This window comes from Micromonospora sp. CPCC 206060, from assembly GCF_036906895.1.
GTDB lineage: Bacteria > Actinomycetota > Actinomycetes > Mycobacteriales > Micromonosporaceae > Micromonospora.
This window is the reverse complement of record NZ_JBAKHU010000061.1, coordinates 1-18212: the sequence shown is the minus strand read 5'-3', so window position 1 is coordinate 18212 and position 18212 is coordinate 1. Positions and strand designations below refer to the sequence as shown.

Below are 18212 nucleotides of genomic sequence, written 5' to 3'. Positions count from 1 at the left end.
TAACCTATATTGGAGTACGCGATGCCACCCAGCCCGGCCCAGCCCAGTCCCGCCGAGATCGCCCGCACCCTGAGTTCCGGCCGGTTGCCCGGCACCGCGTACGTGGCACACGGCCTCGGACCGCACCAGGTCCGTCACGCCACCGACGGCCAGGGACGGGTTCTGCTGCTCGTCTCGGTGGTCAGCGACCTGGCCCGGGCGCTACGCCCCGAGGCGGGCGACGACACGGCGGTCGTGCTCGACGTACCGGACCTGCCGCCGGCCGCCGGCTCACCGGCGCTGGGCCGGGTCTGGATCTCCGGCTGGGCCGGCCTGCTCACCGGCGCGGAGGCCCGGCAGGCGGCCCTCGACTTCGCCGAGACCGATCCGACCGGGGACCTGCTGGACGTGGGCCGGGGCTTCGCGCTCTACCGGTTCGAACCCGCCGAGGTGCGGCTCGAAAAAGGGAGTTCCGTGCTCCGGATCGATCCCGAGGAGTACGTCATCGCCGAACCGGACCCGCTGCACCCGGTGGAACGGGAGATCATCGTCGACCTCACCGGGCGGCACGGCCCCGGAGTTACCGAACTGCTGTCCCGCCACCTCACCGACCGGTCGCCCGGAACCCCGCCCCGGCTGGTCCGGATCGACCGGTACGGCATGGTGGTCGCGCTGGGATGCCCCGGCACGGAACGGACCGCCCGGCTGGTCTTTCCCCGCCCGGTGCGGGACCGGGCCGACCTGGTCCGGCTCCTGCATCCGGTGCTCTGCCCCGGTCGCCTCCCGACCGGCGGGACGGTTCGCCGGGTCGGGCGGTCCTGAACCGGCCGGCCGGTGCCCGGCGTCCCCGGATTGGGCCGGCGTCCCCGGATCGGCTGGCGCCCTCGGATCAGGCCGGCGTCCCCCGGATCGGGCCGGCGCCGGGAGCCCGTCGGATCAGGCCGGCGCGGCCGGGCGGCCCGGGTGCCGCCCGGACGGCCCGGTCGGGACATTCCCGGTCAGGTACCGCTGCACGGTCGGACCGACCGTGGCGACCAGGGTCTCCGCCGGCACCGAGGCAACCGGTTCGAGCCGGATCACGTACCGCATCATGGCCAGCCCGATCATCTGGCTGGCCACCAGCGACCCGCGCAGCGGCGCCTCGGCCGGATCGAGGTCCAGGTGCTGGACTACCCGACGGATGACCTGGGTGGTGAGGAACTCGCGCAGCAGGCGGGCGGTCCAGTCGTTGGTCAGCCCGGACCGTAGCAGGGCGACCCCGGCCGACCCGACGGGTGAGTCCCAGATGCCGAGGAAGGCCCGGACCAGCCGCGCGCCGATGTCGTCCGGATCGCCGTCGAGTACCTGCGGGAGCACCTCCCGCGGATCGACCGGCGAGTTCATCGCCGCCAGGAAGAGCTGGTCCTTGGTGCCGAAGTAGTGGTGCACCAGCGCCGGGTCGACGCCGGCTCCGGCGGCGATGGCGCGGATCGAGGCGCCGTCGAAGCCGCGCTCGGCGAAGACCGTCCGGGCCGCCTCCAGAATCGACTCCCGGGTGTCCGGTTTGCCGGCCCGGCGGCCGGTCCGTCCCGCCACGATCCGCCTCCCTCCCGTGTCGTCGGTGGCCCGGTCAGCCGCTGCGCCTGCGCAGGGTGGCGGCGGCCAGCACCAGCGCCAGCACCACCGCCCCGCCGACCACCGCGACGTCGCGCCACATCGTGCCGGTCGGCTCCGCGTGCGCCCCCACCTCCTGCAGGGCCTCGACCGCGTACGACAGGGGCAGCACGTCGCTGATCGCCTGGAGCCAGCCAGCCATCTCGTCCCGGGCGACGAAGAGGCCGCAGAGCAGCAACTGCGGGATCACCACGACCGGCATGAACTGTACGGCCTGGAACTCGGTACGGGCGAAGGCGCTGCAGAACAGTCCGAGTGCGACGCCGAGCACCGCGTCCACCACCGCGATCATGATCACCAGGCCGCTGCTGCCCGCGGTGTCCAGGTCGAACAGCAGGTACGCCACGGCGGCGGAGATCGCCGCCTGACCGGCGGCGGCCAGCCCGAACGCGATGCCGTACCCGAAGAGCAGGTCGAGTCGGCCCAGTGGGGTGGTCAGCAGCCGTTCCAGCGTGCCCGAGGTGCGTTCGCGCAGCATCGCGATGCTGGTCACCAGGAACATGATGATGAACGGGAAGACGCCGAGCATGATCAGGGCGATCCGGTCGAACGTGCTCGGTCGGCCCGGTGGGGTGGGCTGGCCGGAGAACATGAAGTAGAGCAGGGTGAGCAGCACCCCGGGTACGACCACCAACAGCGCGATCGTCCGCCGGTCGTGGCGGAGTTGACGCAGGATGCGGATGGTGGTGGCCAGCAGGATCGGCGGGTTCATCACGCCACCTTCCCGTCCGGCCCGGTGCCGTCGATGCCGGTGCCTGGTCCGGTGCCTGGTCCGGTGCCTGGTCCGGTGCCCGGTCCGGTGCCTGGTCCGTTGCCGTCGGTCCCGCCGGCCCTGATCAGCCGGAGGAACGCCTCCTCCAGATCCGTCACCCCGGTGGTGGCGCGTACCCCGTCGGGGGTGTCGTCGGCGATCAGCCGACCGTCCCGGATGAACAGCAGCCGGTCGCAGCGGGCCGCCTCGTCCATCACGTGGCTGGATACCAGCAGTGTGGTGCCGGCGCCGGCCATGGCGTGGAACCGGGACCAGAGTTCGGCCCGGAGCACGGGGTCCTGCCCGACCGTGGGTTCGTCGAGGATGACCAGTTCCGGTCGACCGACCAGGGCGCAGGCCAGCGAGGCCCGGCTGCGTTGCCCGCCGGAAAGGGTGCCGACGAGCTGGCCGGCCGCCGACGCGAGTCCCACGTCCGCCACCACCCGGTCGGCCTCGGCGGTGCCGTGGCCCTGTAACGCGGCGAAGTAGCGGGCGTTCTCCCGCACGGTCAGGTCCGCGTAGACGCTGGGGGCCTGGGTGAGATAGCCGAGCCGGCGGCGCAGCGGCGCCGATCCGGCGGGCCGGCCCAGCACGGTGACCCGGCCCGAGGTGATGGTCTGCACCCCCACCACGGCCCGCATCAGGGTGGTCTTTCCGCTACCGCTCGGTCCGAGCAGTCCGGTCACCGTGCCGCGTCGTACCGCGCAGCTGATGCCGTGCAGCACCCGTCGTCGTCCCCGTTCGACGACGAGGTCGCGGACGTCGATCGCGTTCTCCACCGATCCTCCCGGAACTCATCGTGTGTTGAACTCAACGGTAGATGAAATATTGGTGCGGGCACAACGATCCGCTCCGCCGGCTGCGCCCGGGTGGCGGCGAGTGCGGTCAGCAGCAACCCGGTAACCCGGCGGCCCGGTAACCCGGCGGCCCGGTAACCCGGCGGCCCGGTAACCCGGCGGCCCGGACGGTCGCCGGAACGACGGTCGGCGGCGTTGTCGGCACCGGATCGGACAGGGAGTCCGGCAACGGGCATTGCACCCCGATCGGGCGTACGGCACGATGACGCGGTGGGTCACCCTCCGTCACTAGAGAGTGGTTTCCTGGACGACTGGTGTGCCCGGCTGCGCCACAGCACGCAGCGCCCGGTCGTCGGCATCCTGCTGCGCGGCAGTCACGCCCGCCAGGCCGCCACCGACTACAGCGACGTCGACCTGGACGTGCTGGTCAGCGGCCCGTCGTACGCGGCCCGACCGGCCTTTCTGGCCGACACCGCCGGCCGGCTGACCCACCTTTCGGTCGCCGTACGCGACGTCGACTCCTGGCTTCGCCGGCTCGCCGAACCGGCGGACTGGGCGTTCGGTCTGCCGGTGGACGCGCCGACCCGACTACTCTGGGCCGACCCCCGGTGGCATACCTGGCTGGATGTGCCGGTACTGCGCCAGCCGGCCGGGGAACCCCGGTTCGAGGACCTGATCGCCAACCTCGGCAAGGTGGTCGGCGCCCGAGCCGGCGGGGACGGCCTCGGTGCCCGACTCGCCGCCAACGACCTGGCCCTGCTCTGCCCCTCGGTGCTGCGGCTGGCGAACCCGTCGGTCACCGTGGCCTCCCGCCGCTCCGCGTTCGCCGCCGCGCTGGCCCTGCCGGTCGCCCCGCCCGGGTACCGCGACGACATGCTGGTCTGCCTGGGGCTGCGCCCGGCCTCGATCGCCGAGGTCTGCGCCGCCGCCGCCCGGCTGGTGACCGGGTCGGTCCCGCTGGTCCGGCCGTACGCGGCCGAGTTGGCCGGGGTGACCGGTACCGATCTGGCCGAGGCGCTCACCGACGGACGGCTGGAGCGGTATCTCACGCAGTTGACCGGGGCCACCGCCCGCACCGGGTCGTCGGTACCCGCCCCCCGTGCGGGACAATTTCCTACTGTGTCCGTACCTGACGCGCCGGTGACCGGCGCCCCCACCGTCCCGGACGGCCCCGGCCGCCCCTCCGCCCTCGATCCGGCGATCGCCCGACGGCTGCGGCGTACCGCCGACGGGTTGGTCGCCGCGGTGGTCCGCCAGCACGACTCGGGTGAGGTGCTGATGGTTGCCTGGATGGACGACGAGGCGCTGCACCGCACCCTGACCACCGGTCGGGCCACCTACTGGTCACGCAGCCGGCGGGAGTACTGGGTCAAGGGTGCCACCTCCGGCCACCACCAGTACGTCCGCTCGGTGGCCATCGACTGCGACGGGGACGCGTTGCTGGTCAGCGTGGACCAGGTCGGTCCGGCCTGCCACACCGGTGCGCGTAGCTGCTTCTTCGAGGAACTACCGGTGACCGGAACCGATCACGGCGCACCCCGGTGACCGGTCCGACGGGGAACCGGCCAGACCCGGGCCGGCGCCAGTTGGCGTACGCGGTCCTGCTCTGCCTGGCCGGGGCCGGCCTGGCGCTCTTCGCGACCACCCGGACCTGGGTGGTGGAGCTGGTCGATCGCCCGGCGCCGCTGCCCGCGATCCGGGAGGCCCGGACCGGTGCGGCGCTGCTGCCCTGGGTGTCCGCCCTCGCGGTGGTGGGTCTCGCCGGTGCGGGGGCGGTCCTGGCGACCCGGGGCCCGGTGCGGCGACTGGTCGGGGCGCTGCTGCTGCTCGTCGGGGTGGTCCTGGTGATCGGCGGCGGCAGCGGACTGGCCGCGCCACCCGCCGGTTCGGTCAGCCGTCAGTGGCCGGCGCTCTGCCTGCTCGGCGGGGCGCTGGTCGGCGCGGGCGGGGTGTGGACCGTGTTGGCGGGTCACCGGTGGCCGGTGATGGGCGCCCGGTACGAGCGCCGGGAGCGCCTGGCCAACGCCCCGGTGACCGGTACCGGCCAGCGGGCCGGCGGTCGTCCCGGCACCACGGAGGCGTGGGACGCGCTGGACCGGGGCGAGGATCCGACGGCGGGTTGACCGGTCCGGTGGAGCGCCGGCTCAGCCGATCCGGTCGCCCGACCCGGGGCCTGTCCGGACCGTGGTTTCCCGGTGCGGTGCCGGGCCGGCCAGTGCAGCCACCAGCCGGCGCAACTCGGCCTGCCGCTCGGCCCGGGCCCGGTCGGCGCAGACGGCCTCCCAGGCGTTTTCCCGCGCGGTCCGTCGGTGGCTGTCCCCCGACACGACCCGCTCGACGGTGTGCACCGCATCGCGGGCCAGCGCGACGACAGTCCGCGAGATGGTGGTCAGACCCGGTTCGCCAGTGTTCATGGTCACCCCGCACGAAGATCGTTCCGGCTGGCGGCAGACACGTCACGAGTCTGCCTCACCTGATGCTGCCGGTGTGGTGTTTCCGGTCGGTGACCGGCTGGTCAAGCCCCGGTACGGGGGTGCCGGCGTGGTCCATGCACGATCCGGCCGGTGGAGCTGTCGACGGTCCGGCCGGTGGAGCCGTGGACGGCGGGCCAGTGGAGCCGTGGGCCGGTCGGGTGGGTGACCGGCCTCGGCCGGATGGGGGAGGCGGGTGGGAGGGGCGGCCCGGGAGCGATCCGTCCGGGGTGCCGTGCGATTCCGGAAACCGGCGCCCGGGATGGCATTATGTGGTAGTCGCCGATGCCTATGGTGGCAGTCCGTGATACCCCGCTCACCGGAAGTCGGTCATTATGCCGCACCCCACCTGGTGAGGCACGCCATACCCCCGGCGCCCGTGGCCAGGTGGCGCCCCCTAGCATCGCCCCATGACACCCGGAGAGGGGAGTCCGTTGGTGACTGCTGAGCATGCGCACGCGGAGGGTGACGAAGCCGGTCCGGCATCGTCCGGAAGCGTGCTCGACGAGATCCTGGCCGGCGTCCGCGAGGACGTGGCACGTCGGCAGGAGTTGGTACCCCTGGAGCGGATCCGGGAGCTGGCCGCCGCCGCGCCACCGCCGCTCGACGGGTACGCAGCGCTGCGTCGCTCCGGGGTTGCGGTGATCGCCGAGGTCAAGCGTTCCTCGCCGTCCAAGGGTAAGTTGGCGGAGATCGCCGATCCGGCCGACCTGGCCAGCGACTACGCCGCCGGTGGTGCCCGCGCGATCAGCGTGCTCACCGAGGGGCGCTGGTTCGGCGGGTCGCTCGACGACCTGGCGGCCGTGCGGGCCGCGGTCAACATCCCGGTGCTGCGCAAGGACTTCGTGGTCTCCAGCTACCAGGTGCACGAGGCCCGGGCGCACGGCGCGGACCTGGTGCTGCTGATCGTCGCCGCACTGGAGCAGAACGCCCTGGTGGGGCTCCTGGAGCGGATCGAGTCGCTGGGCATGACCGCGCTCGTCGAGGTGCACGACGAGGAGGAGGCGGACCGCGCCCTGGAGGCGGGTGCCCAGGTGATCGGGGTCAACGCCCGCAACCTGCGCACCCTGGAGGTCGACCGTTCGGTCTTCGAGCGGATCGCACCCGGACTGCCGAGCAGCGTGGTCAAGATCGCCGAATCCGGCGTCCGCGGCCCGCACGACCTGATCCGGTACGCCTCGGCCGGCGCCGACGCGGTGCTGGTCGGGGAGGGCCTGGTCACCCAGAAGAGCCCGCGTGAGGCGGTGGCCGAGCTGGTGAACGCCGGCAACCACCCGGCCACGCCCCGACCGGTCCGCTGACCCCTCCCCGCCCGCCGGTCCGTCCGGCGGGCGGGTGGCCTGTCACTCCCGGTCCCGACTGGGCAGGTGACCGCTGCTGGTCCCTGATCCCGGCTGGGCGGCGGCACCTGCCGATCCATTGCCCCGGCGACCGCTGCCCGTCCCTGGTCGGACCGGCGGCTGGTCCGGCCGGACGATGCCCGACCGGGGTGCCACCGGTGCCGGGCGCAGCGGTAGCGTGTGCACCCGTGACCCTCGTCTCGTTCACCCCCCAGGCGGCCCTGCCCAGTCCCAGCACGGCGGTCTGGCAACTCGGACCGGTGCCGATCCGGGCGTATGCGCTCTGCATCATCGCCGGCATCGTGATTGCCTGTCTGGTCACCGAGTCGCGGCTGCGCCGTCGCGGGGTGGCTCCCGGCGCGGTGCTCGACATCGCGGTCTACGCGGTGCCGGCCGGCATCATCGGGGCGCGGATCTACCACGTCATCACCTCGCCGGAGGCCTACTTCGGTGCCGGTGGTGACCCGGTGCGGGCGTTCTACGTCTGGGAGGGCGGGCTCGGCATCTGGGGCGCGGTCGCCGGTGGGGCGGTCGGCGCCTGGTTCGCCGCCCGCCAGCTCGGCATCCCGTTCAGCGTGGTCGCCGACGCGCTCGCCCCCGGCCTGCCGCTCGCGCAGGCGGTGGGTCGGCTCGGCAACTGGTTCAACAACGAGCTGTACGGCGGCCGGACCACCCTGCCCTGGGGGCTGGAGGTCCACCAGATGGACCCGGGCAACCCTGGTCGGGCCCTCCGTGACGGCGGCGGCGAGCCCATCCTGCTGCCCGGGCTCTACCACCCCACCTTCGCCTACGAGGCGCTGTGGAACATCGGCGTCGCGCTGCTGGTGCTGGCCGTGGACCGGCGTGCCAAGCTCGGCAAGGGGCGGGCGTTCGCGCTCTACGTGATGGGTTACACCGCCGGCCGGTTCTGGATCGAGCTGATGCGCACCGACGAGGCGAACCGGATCCTCGGGGTACGGCTCAACGTCTGGACCGCCGGTCTGGTCTTCCTGGGCGCGCTGATCTACTTTCTGCGGGTGCACGGCCCGCGCGACTACCTGGTGCCGATCGGGGTCGCCCCGGCAGCGGAGGTACCGGCCGGCGACGTGTCCCAGGTCGACCTCTCCCGGCGGACCACCGGCCCGGCCGCGGCGGCCCCGCAGGGCTACCAGGTGGTCGACGAGGAACAGTTCCGGGCATACCAGGCCACCGGCGTGGTACCCGACGAGCCGCAGGACGGTGCACCTGTCCCGTCGGACACCGACGCTGAACGGGCTGACACCGGACAGGACGGCACTGAACGGCCAGACGCCGACGCCGAGGAGGTTGACGCCGACGTCGACGCCCACGTTGACGTCGAGCCGGACCGGGCCGACGCGGCCGGGGCGGGTACGCCCCGCGCCGCCGATCGAGACAGCTGAGCGGAGGAGCCGCACCGATGCGTACCGCGGTGGTGGTCGGCGCAGGTGTCGGTGGCCTGGCGGCGGCCGGGGCGCTGGCCCGGTCGGGCTGGCAGGTGACGGTCCTGGAGAGCGCCGACCGGGTGCCGGTCGAGCGCACCGCAGTGGTGCTCTGGCCCAACGGGGTACGCGCCCTGCGGGCCCTCGGGCTCGGCGCCGGGCTGGACGCGATCGCCACCCCGCTGCCGGACGGCGGGATCCGCCGCCCGGATGGGCACTGGCTGGTACAACCCCGACCGGTCGCCCCGGAACGTGCCCCGGTGGTGGTACACCGCGAGGATCTGCACGACGCACTGATCGCCGGGCTCGGTGACCGGGTCGAGCTGCGGACCGGGATCCGGATACGCACCGTCACCGCGGATCCGGGCGAGCGGCCGGCGGTTGGCGACGGCCGGCTGACCTTCCCGGCGGACCTGGTGGTGGCTGCGGACGGTACGGACAGCGTGGTGCGGGCCCGGCTCGCCCCGGAGGCGACGGTGGTCAGCTCCGGCTGTGCCGCGTGGCGGGCGGTGATCCCCTGGTACCGGGTACCCCGGCCGGTGCGGGACACCCCGGTCGGCGGGGAGACCCTGGGTGCCGGGTACCGGTTCGTGGCCGCCTCCCTCGGCGAGCGGGGCTCGTCCGGTGGATCGAGCCGGGGTGGCGTCTACTGGGTGGCCACCGCCGCCGGAGCGCCCCGTCCGGAGTCGCCGGAGACCCAGCTTGCCCTGCTACGCCGCTGGTACGCCGACTGGCCGGCCCCGATCGGTGAACTGCTGGCCGCCACCGAGCCGGAGGACCTGGTCCAGCAGGAGGTCCGGGAGCTGCGCCCGTTGCCCCGCGCGTACGGCTTCCCGGCCGGTCCGGGCGGGGTGGTGCTGCTCGGTGACTCGGCCCACGCCATGCCGCCACACCTCGGTCAGGGGGCCTGCCTGGCCTTCGAGGACGCGGCGACGTTGCAGTCCCTCGCCGCCGACGCCGCACCGGGCGACCAGCTCCGGTCGGCGGTGGAGATGTACAGCCGGTTGCGCCGGCCCCGCGCGGTGACCGTGGTCCGGCAGACCCGCCGGATGTCGGCGGTGCTCCAGGCCCGGGGACGGTTGGCGCTGCGGGCCCGGGACGCCGCGCTCGGCACGATCACCCCCCGGCTGCTGGGCAGCGCCGCCACCACGGCCGCCCAGTGGCGGCCCCCCAGCTGACCCGCCGGAGGGCACACCCCCGCCCCCCACCCCCACCCCGCCCACCCGGACAGCGTCGATCATGGACTTGTGGTGGGGGTTATCGTGCTGTTCGTGGCTTTTATGGGGCACCACAACTCCATGATCGACGTGGAGGTGGGCGGGGGCCCGGACTCAGCCGAGGGTCGCGGTCGGCCCGGCGATGCAGGCGGTGCCGATCCGCCGGAAGCCGGCCCGCAGGTAGACCCGGGCGATCTCCTCGCTGCCGGCGGAGAGGAAGACCAGGTCCACCCCGTCGGCCAGCAGCCGCCCGGCCAGTGCGGCGGTCACCGCCGCGCCCAGCCCCCGGCGTCGGGCGCTGGGCAGCGTCGCCACCCCGGCGATCTCGGCCACCGCGCCGACCCGCATCGCCATCCCGCTGGCCAGGGCACCCTCCTGCGGCGTACCGGCCAGCGCGGAGAGCCGCCGGCCGTCCCGGGCGCGGATCCGCTCCTCGGCGAGCACCTCATCGGTCAACTCGACGGTGGTGGCGTCCCGCTCCGCCGGTCCGGCCGGGCCCCGGGCGGTGCCGGGTGCGCCGAAGCCGATCGCCGCCACGGCGCGTCGCACCGCCAGCGCCGCCCCGAAATCGGACGCCGAGGGTGACAACACCCGCACGGGTACGTCGCTGAGCTGCTCCGGTGCGGGCAGGGCGGCCCGGTCGAGCACCATCAGCGGTGCCTCCAGCACGGTCAGTCCTGCCGAGCGGGCCACGGACAGCAGCCCGGGTTGCCGTTCGTGCAGCCATTCGAAGGTCTCGGGCAGGCCGAGTTCCCGCTGCCGGTCCCGGACGGCGGCGATGTCGGCAGCCGACGGTGGTGCGGTACCGTCGATACGGGGCCGGGCGTAGAACGGGAAGCCGGCACCCTCCCGGACGAAGAGCACCAGCGGTCCGACATCCTCGGCCCGGGCCGCGTCACGTGGTACGGCATCATGGAAGTGTTCGACGCGGGCGAGGACGTCCGCGGGTTCAGGATCCACCGCGCGAGACTACAGTCTCAGATGGTGGAAGTGTGATCAATCCGTACTGGCCTTGCCCTGCGGACCCTAACGTAGACTCAATAGACCCATCAGGGCCGACGTCGTCCCGACCATTGTTCCGACCTGAGTGACGACAGGAGGCCCGGTGGCCTTTCCGTACCCTCTCCAGCCGCACTCCACCCAGCCGCTCGCCGGTGCGGGGGTGCCCGCCTCGGGTCTCTACGATCCGGCGCAGGAGCACGACGCCTGTGGGGTGGCCTTCGTCGCTGACCTGCATGGGCGACGCTCGCACGACGTGGTCGCCAAGGGGCTCGCCGCGCTCTGCCGGCTCGACCACCGGGGGGCGCGGGGCGCGGAATACAACACCGGTGACGGCGCGGGCATCATGATCCAGATACCGGACGCGTTCCTGCGTGCGGTGGTGGACTTCCCCCTGCCCCCGGCCGGCCAGTACGCCACCGGTCTGGTCTTCCTCCCCGACGACGACGGGGCTGAGGCCCGGGCCCGGACCGTGCTGGAGAAGTACGCCCTGGTCGAGGGTGCCGACGTGCTCGGCTGGCGGGACGTCCCGGTCGACCCGAGCGACCTGGGGGAGACCGCCGACGCGGCCCGTCCCCGGATCCGGCAGCTCTTCCTCGCCGCGCACCGGCTCACCGACTCGCCCGCCGGTCCGGCCGGTTCCCCGCTGGCCGGGATCGACCTGGACCGGGTGGCGTTCTGCGTCCGCAAGCAGACCGAGCGGGAGACCGCCGAGCGGGGTGTGTCGGCGTACTTCCCGTCGCTGTCGGCGCGGACCATGGTCTTCAAGGGCATGCTCACCCCCGACCAGTTGCCCGCGTTCTTCCCGGACCTGCGCGACCAGCGGGTGGACAGCGCGATCGCGCTGGTGCACTCCCGGTTCTCCACCAACACCTTCCCGTCCTGGCCGCTGGCCCACCCGTACCGGTTCATCGCGCACAACGGTGAGATCAACACCATCCGTGGCAACCGGAACTGGATGCAGGCCCGGGAAGCGCTGCTGGCCAGCCCGAACGTTCCCGGGAACCTGAAGCGGGTCTTCCCGGTCTGCACCCCGGCGGCCTCCGACTCGGCGAACTTCGACGAGGTCCTCGAACTGCTGCACCTGGCTGGCCGTAGCCTGCCGCACGCGGTGCTGATGATGATTCCCGAGGCGTGGGAGAACGACCCGGGGATGTCCCCGGAGAAGCGGGCCTTCTACCGCTTCCACGCCAGCCTGATGGAGCCGTGGGACGGCCCGGCGTCGGTGGCCTTCACCGACGGCGAGATCGTCGGAGCGGTGCTGGACCGCAACGGCCTGCGCCCGGGCCGCTGGTGGCAGACCGTCGACGGCCTGGTGGTGCTGGGCAGCGAGGCGGGCGTGCTCGACCTCGACCCGGCCAGCGTGGTCGCCAAGGGCCGGTTGCAGCCGGGCCGGATGTTCCTGGTCGACACCGTCACCGGTCGGATCGTGCACGACGACGAGATCAAGGCCGAGCTGGCCGCCGCCGAGCCGTACGCCGACTGGCTGCACGCCGGCCTGATCGAGCTGGCGGACCTGCCGGCGCGCGAGCACATCGTCTACACCCACGACTCGGTGCAGCGCCGGCAGCAGACCTTCGGCTACACCGAGGAGGAGCTGAAGATCCTGCTCGCGCCGATGGCCCGCAGCGGTGCCGAGCCGATCGGTTCGATGGGTACCGACACCCCGATCGCGCCGCTGTCCACCCGGCCCCGGCTGCTCTACGACTACTTCCACCAGCTCTTCGCCCAGGTGACCAACCCGCCGCTGGACGCCATCCGGGAGGAGCTGGTCACCAGCCTGGCGTCCACCATCGGGCCGGAGGGCAACCTGCTCGACCCGGGCCCGGCGAGCTGCCGGCAGATCGTGCTGCCCTACCCGGTGATCGACAACGACGAGCTGGCCAAGATCCTCTCCATCGACGAGGACGGTGACCTGCCCGGCTTCAAGGCGGTCCGGGTCTCCGGTCTCTACCGGGTCCGGGACGGCGCGGCCGGCATCAAGGCCCGGCTGACCGAGATCTGCCGGCACGTCTCCGAGGCGATCGAGGACGGGGTGCGCATCCTGGTCCTCTCCGACCGGGACTCCAACGCCGACCTCGCCCCGATCCCGTCGCTGCTGCTCACCGCCGCCGTGCACCAGCACCTGGTGCGTGAGCAGACCCGGACCCGGACCGCGCTGATCGTCGAGTCCGGCGACTGCCGCGAGGTGCACCACGCGGCGGTGCTGATCGGGTACGGCGCGGCGGCGGTCAACCCGTACCTGGCCTTCGAGTCGGTGGAGGACCTGGTCACCACCGGCGCGTTGACCGGGGTGGAGCCGGCCACCGCGATCCGCAACTACGTCAAGGCGCTCGGCAAGGGCGTCCTGAAGATCATGTCGAAGATGGGCATCTCGACGGTTTCGTCGTACTGCGGAGCGCAGGTCTTCGAGGCGGTCGGGCTCGACGCCGACCTGGTGCAGCGCTACTTCGCCGGCACCCCGGGCAAGATCACCGGCATCGGGCTGGCCGAGATCCACGCCGAGGTGGCCGCCCGGCACGCCCGCGCCTGGCCGACCCCGGGCGCCGAGGTGCCGCGCCGGCTGGAGGTGGGCGGCGAGTACCAGTGGCGCCGCGAGGGCGAACTGCACCTGTTCAACCCGGAGACGGTCTTCCTGCTCCAGCACGCCACCCGCAGCCGGCAGTACGACGTGTTCCGCCGGTACACCGCCAAGGTCAACGAGCTGGCCGCCGAGGCGGGCTCGCTGCGCGGGCTGTTCACCCTGCGCACCGGGGTCCGCCCGCCGGTACCGCTGGACGAGGTGGAGCCCGCCTCGGAGATCGTCAAGCGGTTCTCCACCGGTGCCATGTCGTACGGCTCGATCTCGGCCGAGGCGCACGAGACCCTCGCGGTCGCGATGAACCGCCTCGGCGGCAAGTCCAACACCGGTGAGGGCGGCGAGGACGTCGAGCGCCTCTACGACCCGGTACGCCGCTCCGCGGTCAAGCAGATCGCCAGCGGCCGGTTCGGGGTGACCAGCGAGTACCTGGTCAACGCGGACGACCTCCAGATCAAGATGGCCCAGGGCGCCAAGCCCGGCGAGGGCGGTCAGCTGCCCGGCAACAAGGTCTGGCCGTGGATCGCCCGTACCCGGCACGCCACCCCGGGCGTCGGCCTGATCTCCCCGCCGCCGCACCACGACATCTACTCCATCGAGGACCTCGCCCAGCTCGTGCACGACCTGAAGTGCGTCAACCCGGCCGCCCGGGTGCACGTCAAGCTGGTCAGTGAGGTCGGTGTCGGTACGGTCGCCGCCGGCGTGGCCAAGCTCAAGGCCGACGTCATCCTGATCTCCGGGCACGACGGCGGCACCGGCGCATCCCCGCTCAACTCGCTCAAGCACGCCGGTACGCCGTGGGAGCTGGGGCTGGCCGAGGCGCAGCAGACGCTGCTGCTCAACAAGCTCCGCGACCGGGTCACCGTGCAGGTCGACGGGCAGCTCAAGACCGGCCGGGACGTGCTCATCGCGGCGCTGCTCGGCGCCGAGGAGTACGGCTTCGCCACCACCCCGCTGATCGTCTCCGGTTGCATCATGATGCGGGTCTGTCACCTGGACACCTGTCCGGTCGGTATCGCCACCCAGAACCCGGTGCTGCGGGAACGCTTCACCGGCCGGCCGGAGTTCGTGGAGAACTTCTTCCTCTTCCTCGCCGAGGAGGTCCGGGAGTACCTGGCCGAGCTGGGCTTCCGCACCATGGAGGAGGCGATCGGCGCCACCGAGCTGCTCGACTTCGCCCCCGCCGTGACGCACTGGAAGGCCGCCGGCCTGAACCTCGGCCCGGTACTGGAGCTGCCGGAGCTGCCCGAGGGCGCGGCCCGGCGCGGCATCCGGGCCCAGGACCACGGTCTCGAACTGGCGCTGGACAACGAGCTGATCGCGCTGGCCCGGCCGGCGCTGACCGACGGCACCCCGGTCCGCGCCGAGGTGGCGGTGCGCAACGAGCACCGCAGCGTCGGCGCGATGCTCGGCGGCGAGGTGACCCGCCGGTACGCCGGTGCCGGCCTGCCCACCGACACGATCGAGTTCGTGCTGCGCGGCACCGCCGGCCAGTCGTTCGGCGCTTTCCTGCCGCGCGGGGTGACCCTACGGCTGCACGGGGACGCCAACGACTACGTCGGCAAGGGCCTTTCCGGTGGCCGGATCATCGTCCGGCCGGACGCCGACGCGCCGTTCGTCAGCCCGGACGCCCCGGCCGGTGCCCGCGCCGAGGACCAGATCGTCGCCGGCAACACCATCCTGTACGGCGCCACCGCCGGTGAGCTGTTCCTGCGCGGCCGGGTCGGCGAGCGGTTCGCGGTCCGCAACTCCGGTGCGGTGACCGTGGTCGAGGGTGTCGGCGACCACGGCTGCGAGTACATGACCGGGGGCGCCGTGGTGGTGCTCGGGCCCACCGGGCGCAACTTCGCCGCCGGCATGTCCGGTGGTACGGCCTTCGTGTGGCGGCTGGACACCAGCCGGGTGAACCGGGAACTGGTCGACCTGGCGCCGCCGAACGACGACGAGCGGGCCATGCTGCACAGCCTCGTGCAGCGGCACTTCGCCGAGACCGACTCGGCGGTCGCCGAGGACCTGCTCAAGCGCTGGCCGGAGGCGGTGGAGGAGTTCACCGCCGTGGTACCCCGCGACTACCGGCGGGTGATGGAGATCATGCGGGCCGCCGAAGCCGCCGGCCATGACGTCGACGATGCGGTGATGGGTGCACTCGCCGCGCCGGCACCGGCGGTGCCGGTCCGGCCCCTGCCGCGCCCGTCCCAGGAGGTGGCTCGTGCCTGACCCGAACGGTTTCCTGCGCTACGGCCGGCGGCTGCCCGCCCGGCGGCCGGTGCCGGTACGTATCAGCGACTGGCGGGAGGTGTACCCGCCGGCCGGTGAGGAGCTGGTCCGCGAACAGGCCACCCGCTGCATGGACTGCGGCATCCCGTTCTGCCATGACGGATGCCCGTTGGGCAACCGGATCCCGGACTGGAACGACCTGGTCCGGACGGGTAACTGGGCGGCGGCGATCGACTCGCTGCACGCCACGAACAACTTCCCGGAGTTCACCGGGCGGCTCTGCCCGGCGCCCTGCGAGGCGGCCTGTGTGCTCGGCATCGCCGGCGGCGAGCCGGTCACCATCAAGCAGGTCGAGGTCGAGATCATCGACGCGGCCTTCGACCGGGGCCTGGTCACCCCGCAGCCGGTACCGGCGCCGTCCGGTAAGCGGGTCGCGGTGGTCGGTTCCGGCCCGGCCGGGCTGGCCGCCGCCCAGCAGCTGGCCCGGGCCGGTCACGCGGTGACCGTGTTCGAGCGGGACGACGAGATCGGTGGCCTGCTGCGCTACGGCATCCCCGACTTCAAGCTGGAGAAGACGCACATCGACCGGCGGCTGGCCCAGCTCGCCGCCGAGGGGGTGCAGTTCCGCACCGGCGTGAACGTCGGGGTGGACGTCACCGCCGAGCAGTTGCGCGCCGGGTACGACGCGGTGCTGCTGGCCTGCGGCGCGCTGGCCGGCCGGGACACCCCGGAGACCCCGGGCCGGTCGCTGCGCGGCATCCACCAGGCGATGCCGCACCTGGTCGGGGCGAACCGGGTGGTCAGCGGCCGAGCCGGGACCACGCCGATCGACGCGGCGGGCAAGCACGTGGTGATCATCGGTGGCGGCGACACCGGCGCGGACTGCCTGGGCGTGTCCCACCGGCAGGGCGCGGCCGGCGTCCACCAGTTGGACCTGTACCCGGAACCGCCGCAGTCCCGGGACGAGGCCCGCGACCCGTGGCCGACCTGGCCGTGGATCCTGCGCAGCTACCCGGCGCACGAGGAGGGCGGCGAGCGGGTCTTTGCCGTCGCGGTGCAGGAGTTCGTCGACGACGGTACCGGCGCGGTCCGCGCGGTCCGGGTCGCCGAGGTCACCGTCACCAAGCGCGACGGGCGGCGGATCCTGACCGTGTTGCCCGGCTCGGAGCGGGAGTTGCCGGCGGACCTGGTGCTGCTGGCGATCGGCTTCGAGGGCACCGAGGAACAGCCGCTGCTGGCCCAGTTCGGGGTGGAGCGCAACGCCCGGGGCGCGATCGACGCCGGCCCGGACTGGCAGACCGGGGTACCCGGGGTGTTCGTCGCCGGGGACATGCACCGTGGTGCGTCGCTGATCGTCTGGGCGATCGCCGAGGGGCGGTCCGTCGCCGCCGAGATCCACTCCTACCTCGGTGGGGCCGGTGCGCTGCCGGCTCCGGTGGCCTCCTCGGCGCAGCCGCTCGCGGCCCGCTGAATCCGCGGCGATCCCGGCGGTCGCCGCCCACTGCACACCGTTTCGGTACGGCCGGGTCGTCCCTGTCACGACCCGGCCGTACCCGGTATTCGGACAGTGGTGTGCGCTGTCGAGCTGCTCCGTTGGTGCGTGCGGTGTCTGTTCCGCTGGTGGGTGCTGTCGAGCTGCTCCGTTGGTGCGTGCAGCGGTCGTCCCGCTGGTGTGTGCGCCGTGGGTGACCCCGTGCGGTCACCGGTTGCTCCGTCCGTGCCAGCAGCTCGACAGCGTCCCGCCCCCGGTGGCCCACCACCGAGGGCGGCGCGGGTGGCCCGCGGCCTTCCCCCGATCCATGTATTTCGATAGCATTACCGCCTGGTAACAGGCCCTGGCCACGCGCGCGGCTGGCGGTTTCCCCCACCCCTGCCCCGTGGAGGTCCGTCCACCATGCACCTGCGTCCGTTGGCGCGTGCCCTCGCCGCGTCGGTCGCCACCTTTGCCGCCGCGCTGGCCACCGTGCTCGTCCCCGGTCCGGCACAGGCCGCAGCCACCATCAACTACGTCGCGCTCGGCGACTCCTACTCGTCCGGGGTCGGCGCCGGCTCCTACGACCTCTCCACCTGCCTGCGCAGCTCCAAGGCGTACGCCCCGCTCTGGGCGACCGCCAACGCGGTGACCAGCTTCAGCTTCCCGGCCTGCGGCGGCGCGGTCACCGCCGACGTGATCAACAACCAGGTCAGCGCCCTGAGCAGCAGCACCACGATGGTCACCATCACCATCGGCGGCAACGACGCCGGGTTCTCCTCCATCCTGGAGAACTGCCGGTTCGGCAGCGAGTCCGACTGCACCAACCGGGTCAACCAGGCCAAGACCTTCGCCACCACCGAACTGCCCGGCCGGCTCGACGCCACCTACGCGGCGATCCGCAACCGTGCCCCGAGCGCCCGGCTGATCGTGCTCGGCTACCCCCGCCTGTTCGAGACCGGTTGGTGCGGTCCGCTCGCGATGAGCAGCTCCAAGCGGACCATCCTCAACGAGGCCGCCGACGTGCTCGCCTCGGTGACCGCCGCCCGGGCCGCTGCGGCCGGCGCGACCTTCGTGGACACCCGACCGTTCTTCGCCGGGCACGGCGTCTGCGCGTCCAGCCCGTGGATCAAGGACGTCACCGGCCTGATCGAGGCGTACCACCCGAACGCCGATGGCTACCGCTACGGCTACCTGCCGGCGCTCAACTCCGTGACCGGCTGACCCCCCACCACCACTCGCCTCGGTCCGGACCACCCGGCGACTGCACGTCGACGGCGGTCGGGTCACCGAACGCTGA

At 73.0% G+C, this 18212-nt stretch carries 13 protein-coding genes and 2 pseudogenes; 10 read left to right on the top strand and 5 right to left on the bottom strand.

Annotation, left to right across the window (positions count from 1 at the left end; genetic code table 11):
- The first annotated feature begins 21 nt into the window (after positions 1-21).
- Positions 22-801: a DUF2470 domain-containing protein gene (locus V6U90_RS26705; protein WP_334442224.1), complete on the top strand. Its 780-nt coding sequence runs from the start codon at positions 22-24 to the stop codon at positions 799-801.
- A 114-nt stretch (positions 802-915) separates the two neighbouring features.
- On the opposite strand, the gene V6U90_RS26700 is transcribed toward V6U90_RS26705, so the two are convergent.
- The 3 genes and pseudogenes from V6U90_RS26700 to V6U90_RS26690 form a co-directional block, all read right to left on the bottom strand.
- A complete protein-coding gene (locus tag V6U90_RS26700) occupies positions 916-1554 on the bottom strand; it encodes a TetR/AcrR family transcriptional regulator (protein WP_334442222.1) in 639 nt (212 codons plus the stop codon).
- A 34-nt stretch (positions 1555-1588) separates the two neighbouring features.
- Positions 1589-2344, bottom strand: a complete 756-nt coding sequence (locus V6U90_RS26695; protein ID WP_334442219.1) for an ABC transporter permease — start codon at positions 2342-2344, stop codon at positions 1589-1591.
- A 104-nt stretch (positions 2345-2448) separates the two neighbouring features.
- A pseudogene (locus tag V6U90_RS26690) lies at positions 2449-3162 on the bottom strand (ABC transporter ATP-binding protein); the annotation flags it as partial.
- A 288-nt stretch (positions 3163-3450) separates the two neighbouring features.
- Between V6U90_RS26690 and V6U90_RS26685 the strand changes: the two are divergent.
- From V6U90_RS26685 to V6U90_RS26675, 3 genes and pseudogenes are all read left to right on the top strand, one after another.
- Positions 3451-4137: pseudogene (locus tag V6U90_RS26685) on the top strand (phosphoribosyl-AMP cyclohydrolase); the annotation flags it as partial.
- 162 nt (positions 4138-4299) lie between these two features.
- Positions 4300-4725 (top strand): phosphoribosyl-AMP cyclohydrolase, encoded by a 426-nt coding sequence (gene hisI / locus V6U90_RS26680; RefSeq protein ID WP_334442256.1) that lies wholly within the window; start codon positions 4300-4302, stop codon positions 4723-4725.
- Positions 4722-5303, top strand: coding sequence for a Trp biosynthesis-associated membrane protein (locus V6U90_RS26675; RefSeq protein ID WP_334442216.1), 582 nt, complete (start codon positions 4722-4724; stop codon positions 5301-5303). The genes hisI and V6U90_RS26675 overlap by 4 nt, the downstream gene beginning before the upstream one ends.
- 21 nt (positions 5304-5324) lie before the next feature.
- Here V6U90_RS26675 and V6U90_RS26670 read toward each other — a convergent pair whose 3' ends face one another.
- On the bottom strand, positions 5325-5594 hold the full coding sequence (locus V6U90_RS26670) for a hypothetical protein (protein ID WP_334442213.1): 270 nt from the start codon (positions 5592-5594) through the stop codon (positions 5325-5327).
- A gap of 554 nt (positions 5595-6148) precedes the next feature.
- Here V6U90_RS26670 and trpC point away from each other — a divergent pair.
- The 3 genes from trpC (at position 6149) to V6U90_RS26655 (ending at position 9608) form a co-directional block, all read left to right on the top strand.
- Positions 6149-6952, top strand: coding sequence for an indole-3-glycerol phosphate synthase TrpC (gene trpC, locus V6U90_RS26665; RefSeq protein WP_334442254.1), 804 nt, complete (start codon positions 6149-6151; stop codon positions 6950-6952).
- Between the two features lie 227 nt (positions 6953-7179).
- Positions 7180-8391 carry a prolipoprotein diacylglyceryl transferase gene (lgt, locus tag V6U90_RS26660; RefSeq protein WP_334442210.1) on the top strand — a complete coding sequence of 404 codons (1212 nt, stop codon included), beginning with the start codon at positions 7180-7182 and terminating at the stop codon, positions 8389-8391.
- Positions 8392-8408: 17 nt separating this feature from the next.
- A complete protein-coding gene (locus V6U90_RS26655; protein WP_334442208.1) occupies positions 8409-9608 on the top strand; it encodes an FAD-dependent oxidoreductase in 1200 nt (399 codons plus the stop codon).
- A 153-nt stretch (positions 9609-9761) separates the two neighbouring features.
- On the opposite strand, the gene V6U90_RS26650 is transcribed toward V6U90_RS26655, so the two are convergent.
- Positions 9762-10607 (bottom strand): GNAT family N-acetyltransferase, encoded by an 846-nt coding sequence (locus tag V6U90_RS26650; protein WP_334442205.1) that lies wholly within the window; start codon positions 10605-10607, stop codon positions 9762-9764.
- A 145-nt stretch (positions 10608-10752) separates the two neighbouring features.
- Here V6U90_RS26650 and gltB point away from each other — a divergent pair, with 145 nt between their 5' ends.
- From gltB to V6U90_RS26635, 3 genes are all read left to right on the top strand, one after another.
- Positions 10753-15441, top strand: coding sequence for a glutamate synthase large subunit (gene gltB / locus V6U90_RS26645; protein ID WP_442933678.1), 4689 nt, complete (start codon positions 10753-10755; stop codon positions 15439-15441).
- Positions 15434-16912 carry a glutamate synthase subunit beta gene (locus tag V6U90_RS26640; RefSeq protein ID WP_334442202.1) on the top strand — a complete coding sequence of 493 codons (1479 nt, stop codon included), beginning with the start codon at positions 15434-15436 and terminating at the stop codon, positions 16910-16912. The genes gltB and V6U90_RS26640 overlap by 8 nt, the downstream gene beginning before the upstream one ends.
- Before the next feature lie 423 nt (positions 16913-17335).
- On the top strand, positions 17336-18136 hold the full coding sequence (locus V6U90_RS26635; RefSeq protein WP_334442199.1) for an SGNH/GDSL hydrolase family protein: 801 nt from the start codon (positions 17336-17338) through the stop codon (positions 18134-18136).
- Positions 18137-18212: the final 76 nt, after the last annotated feature.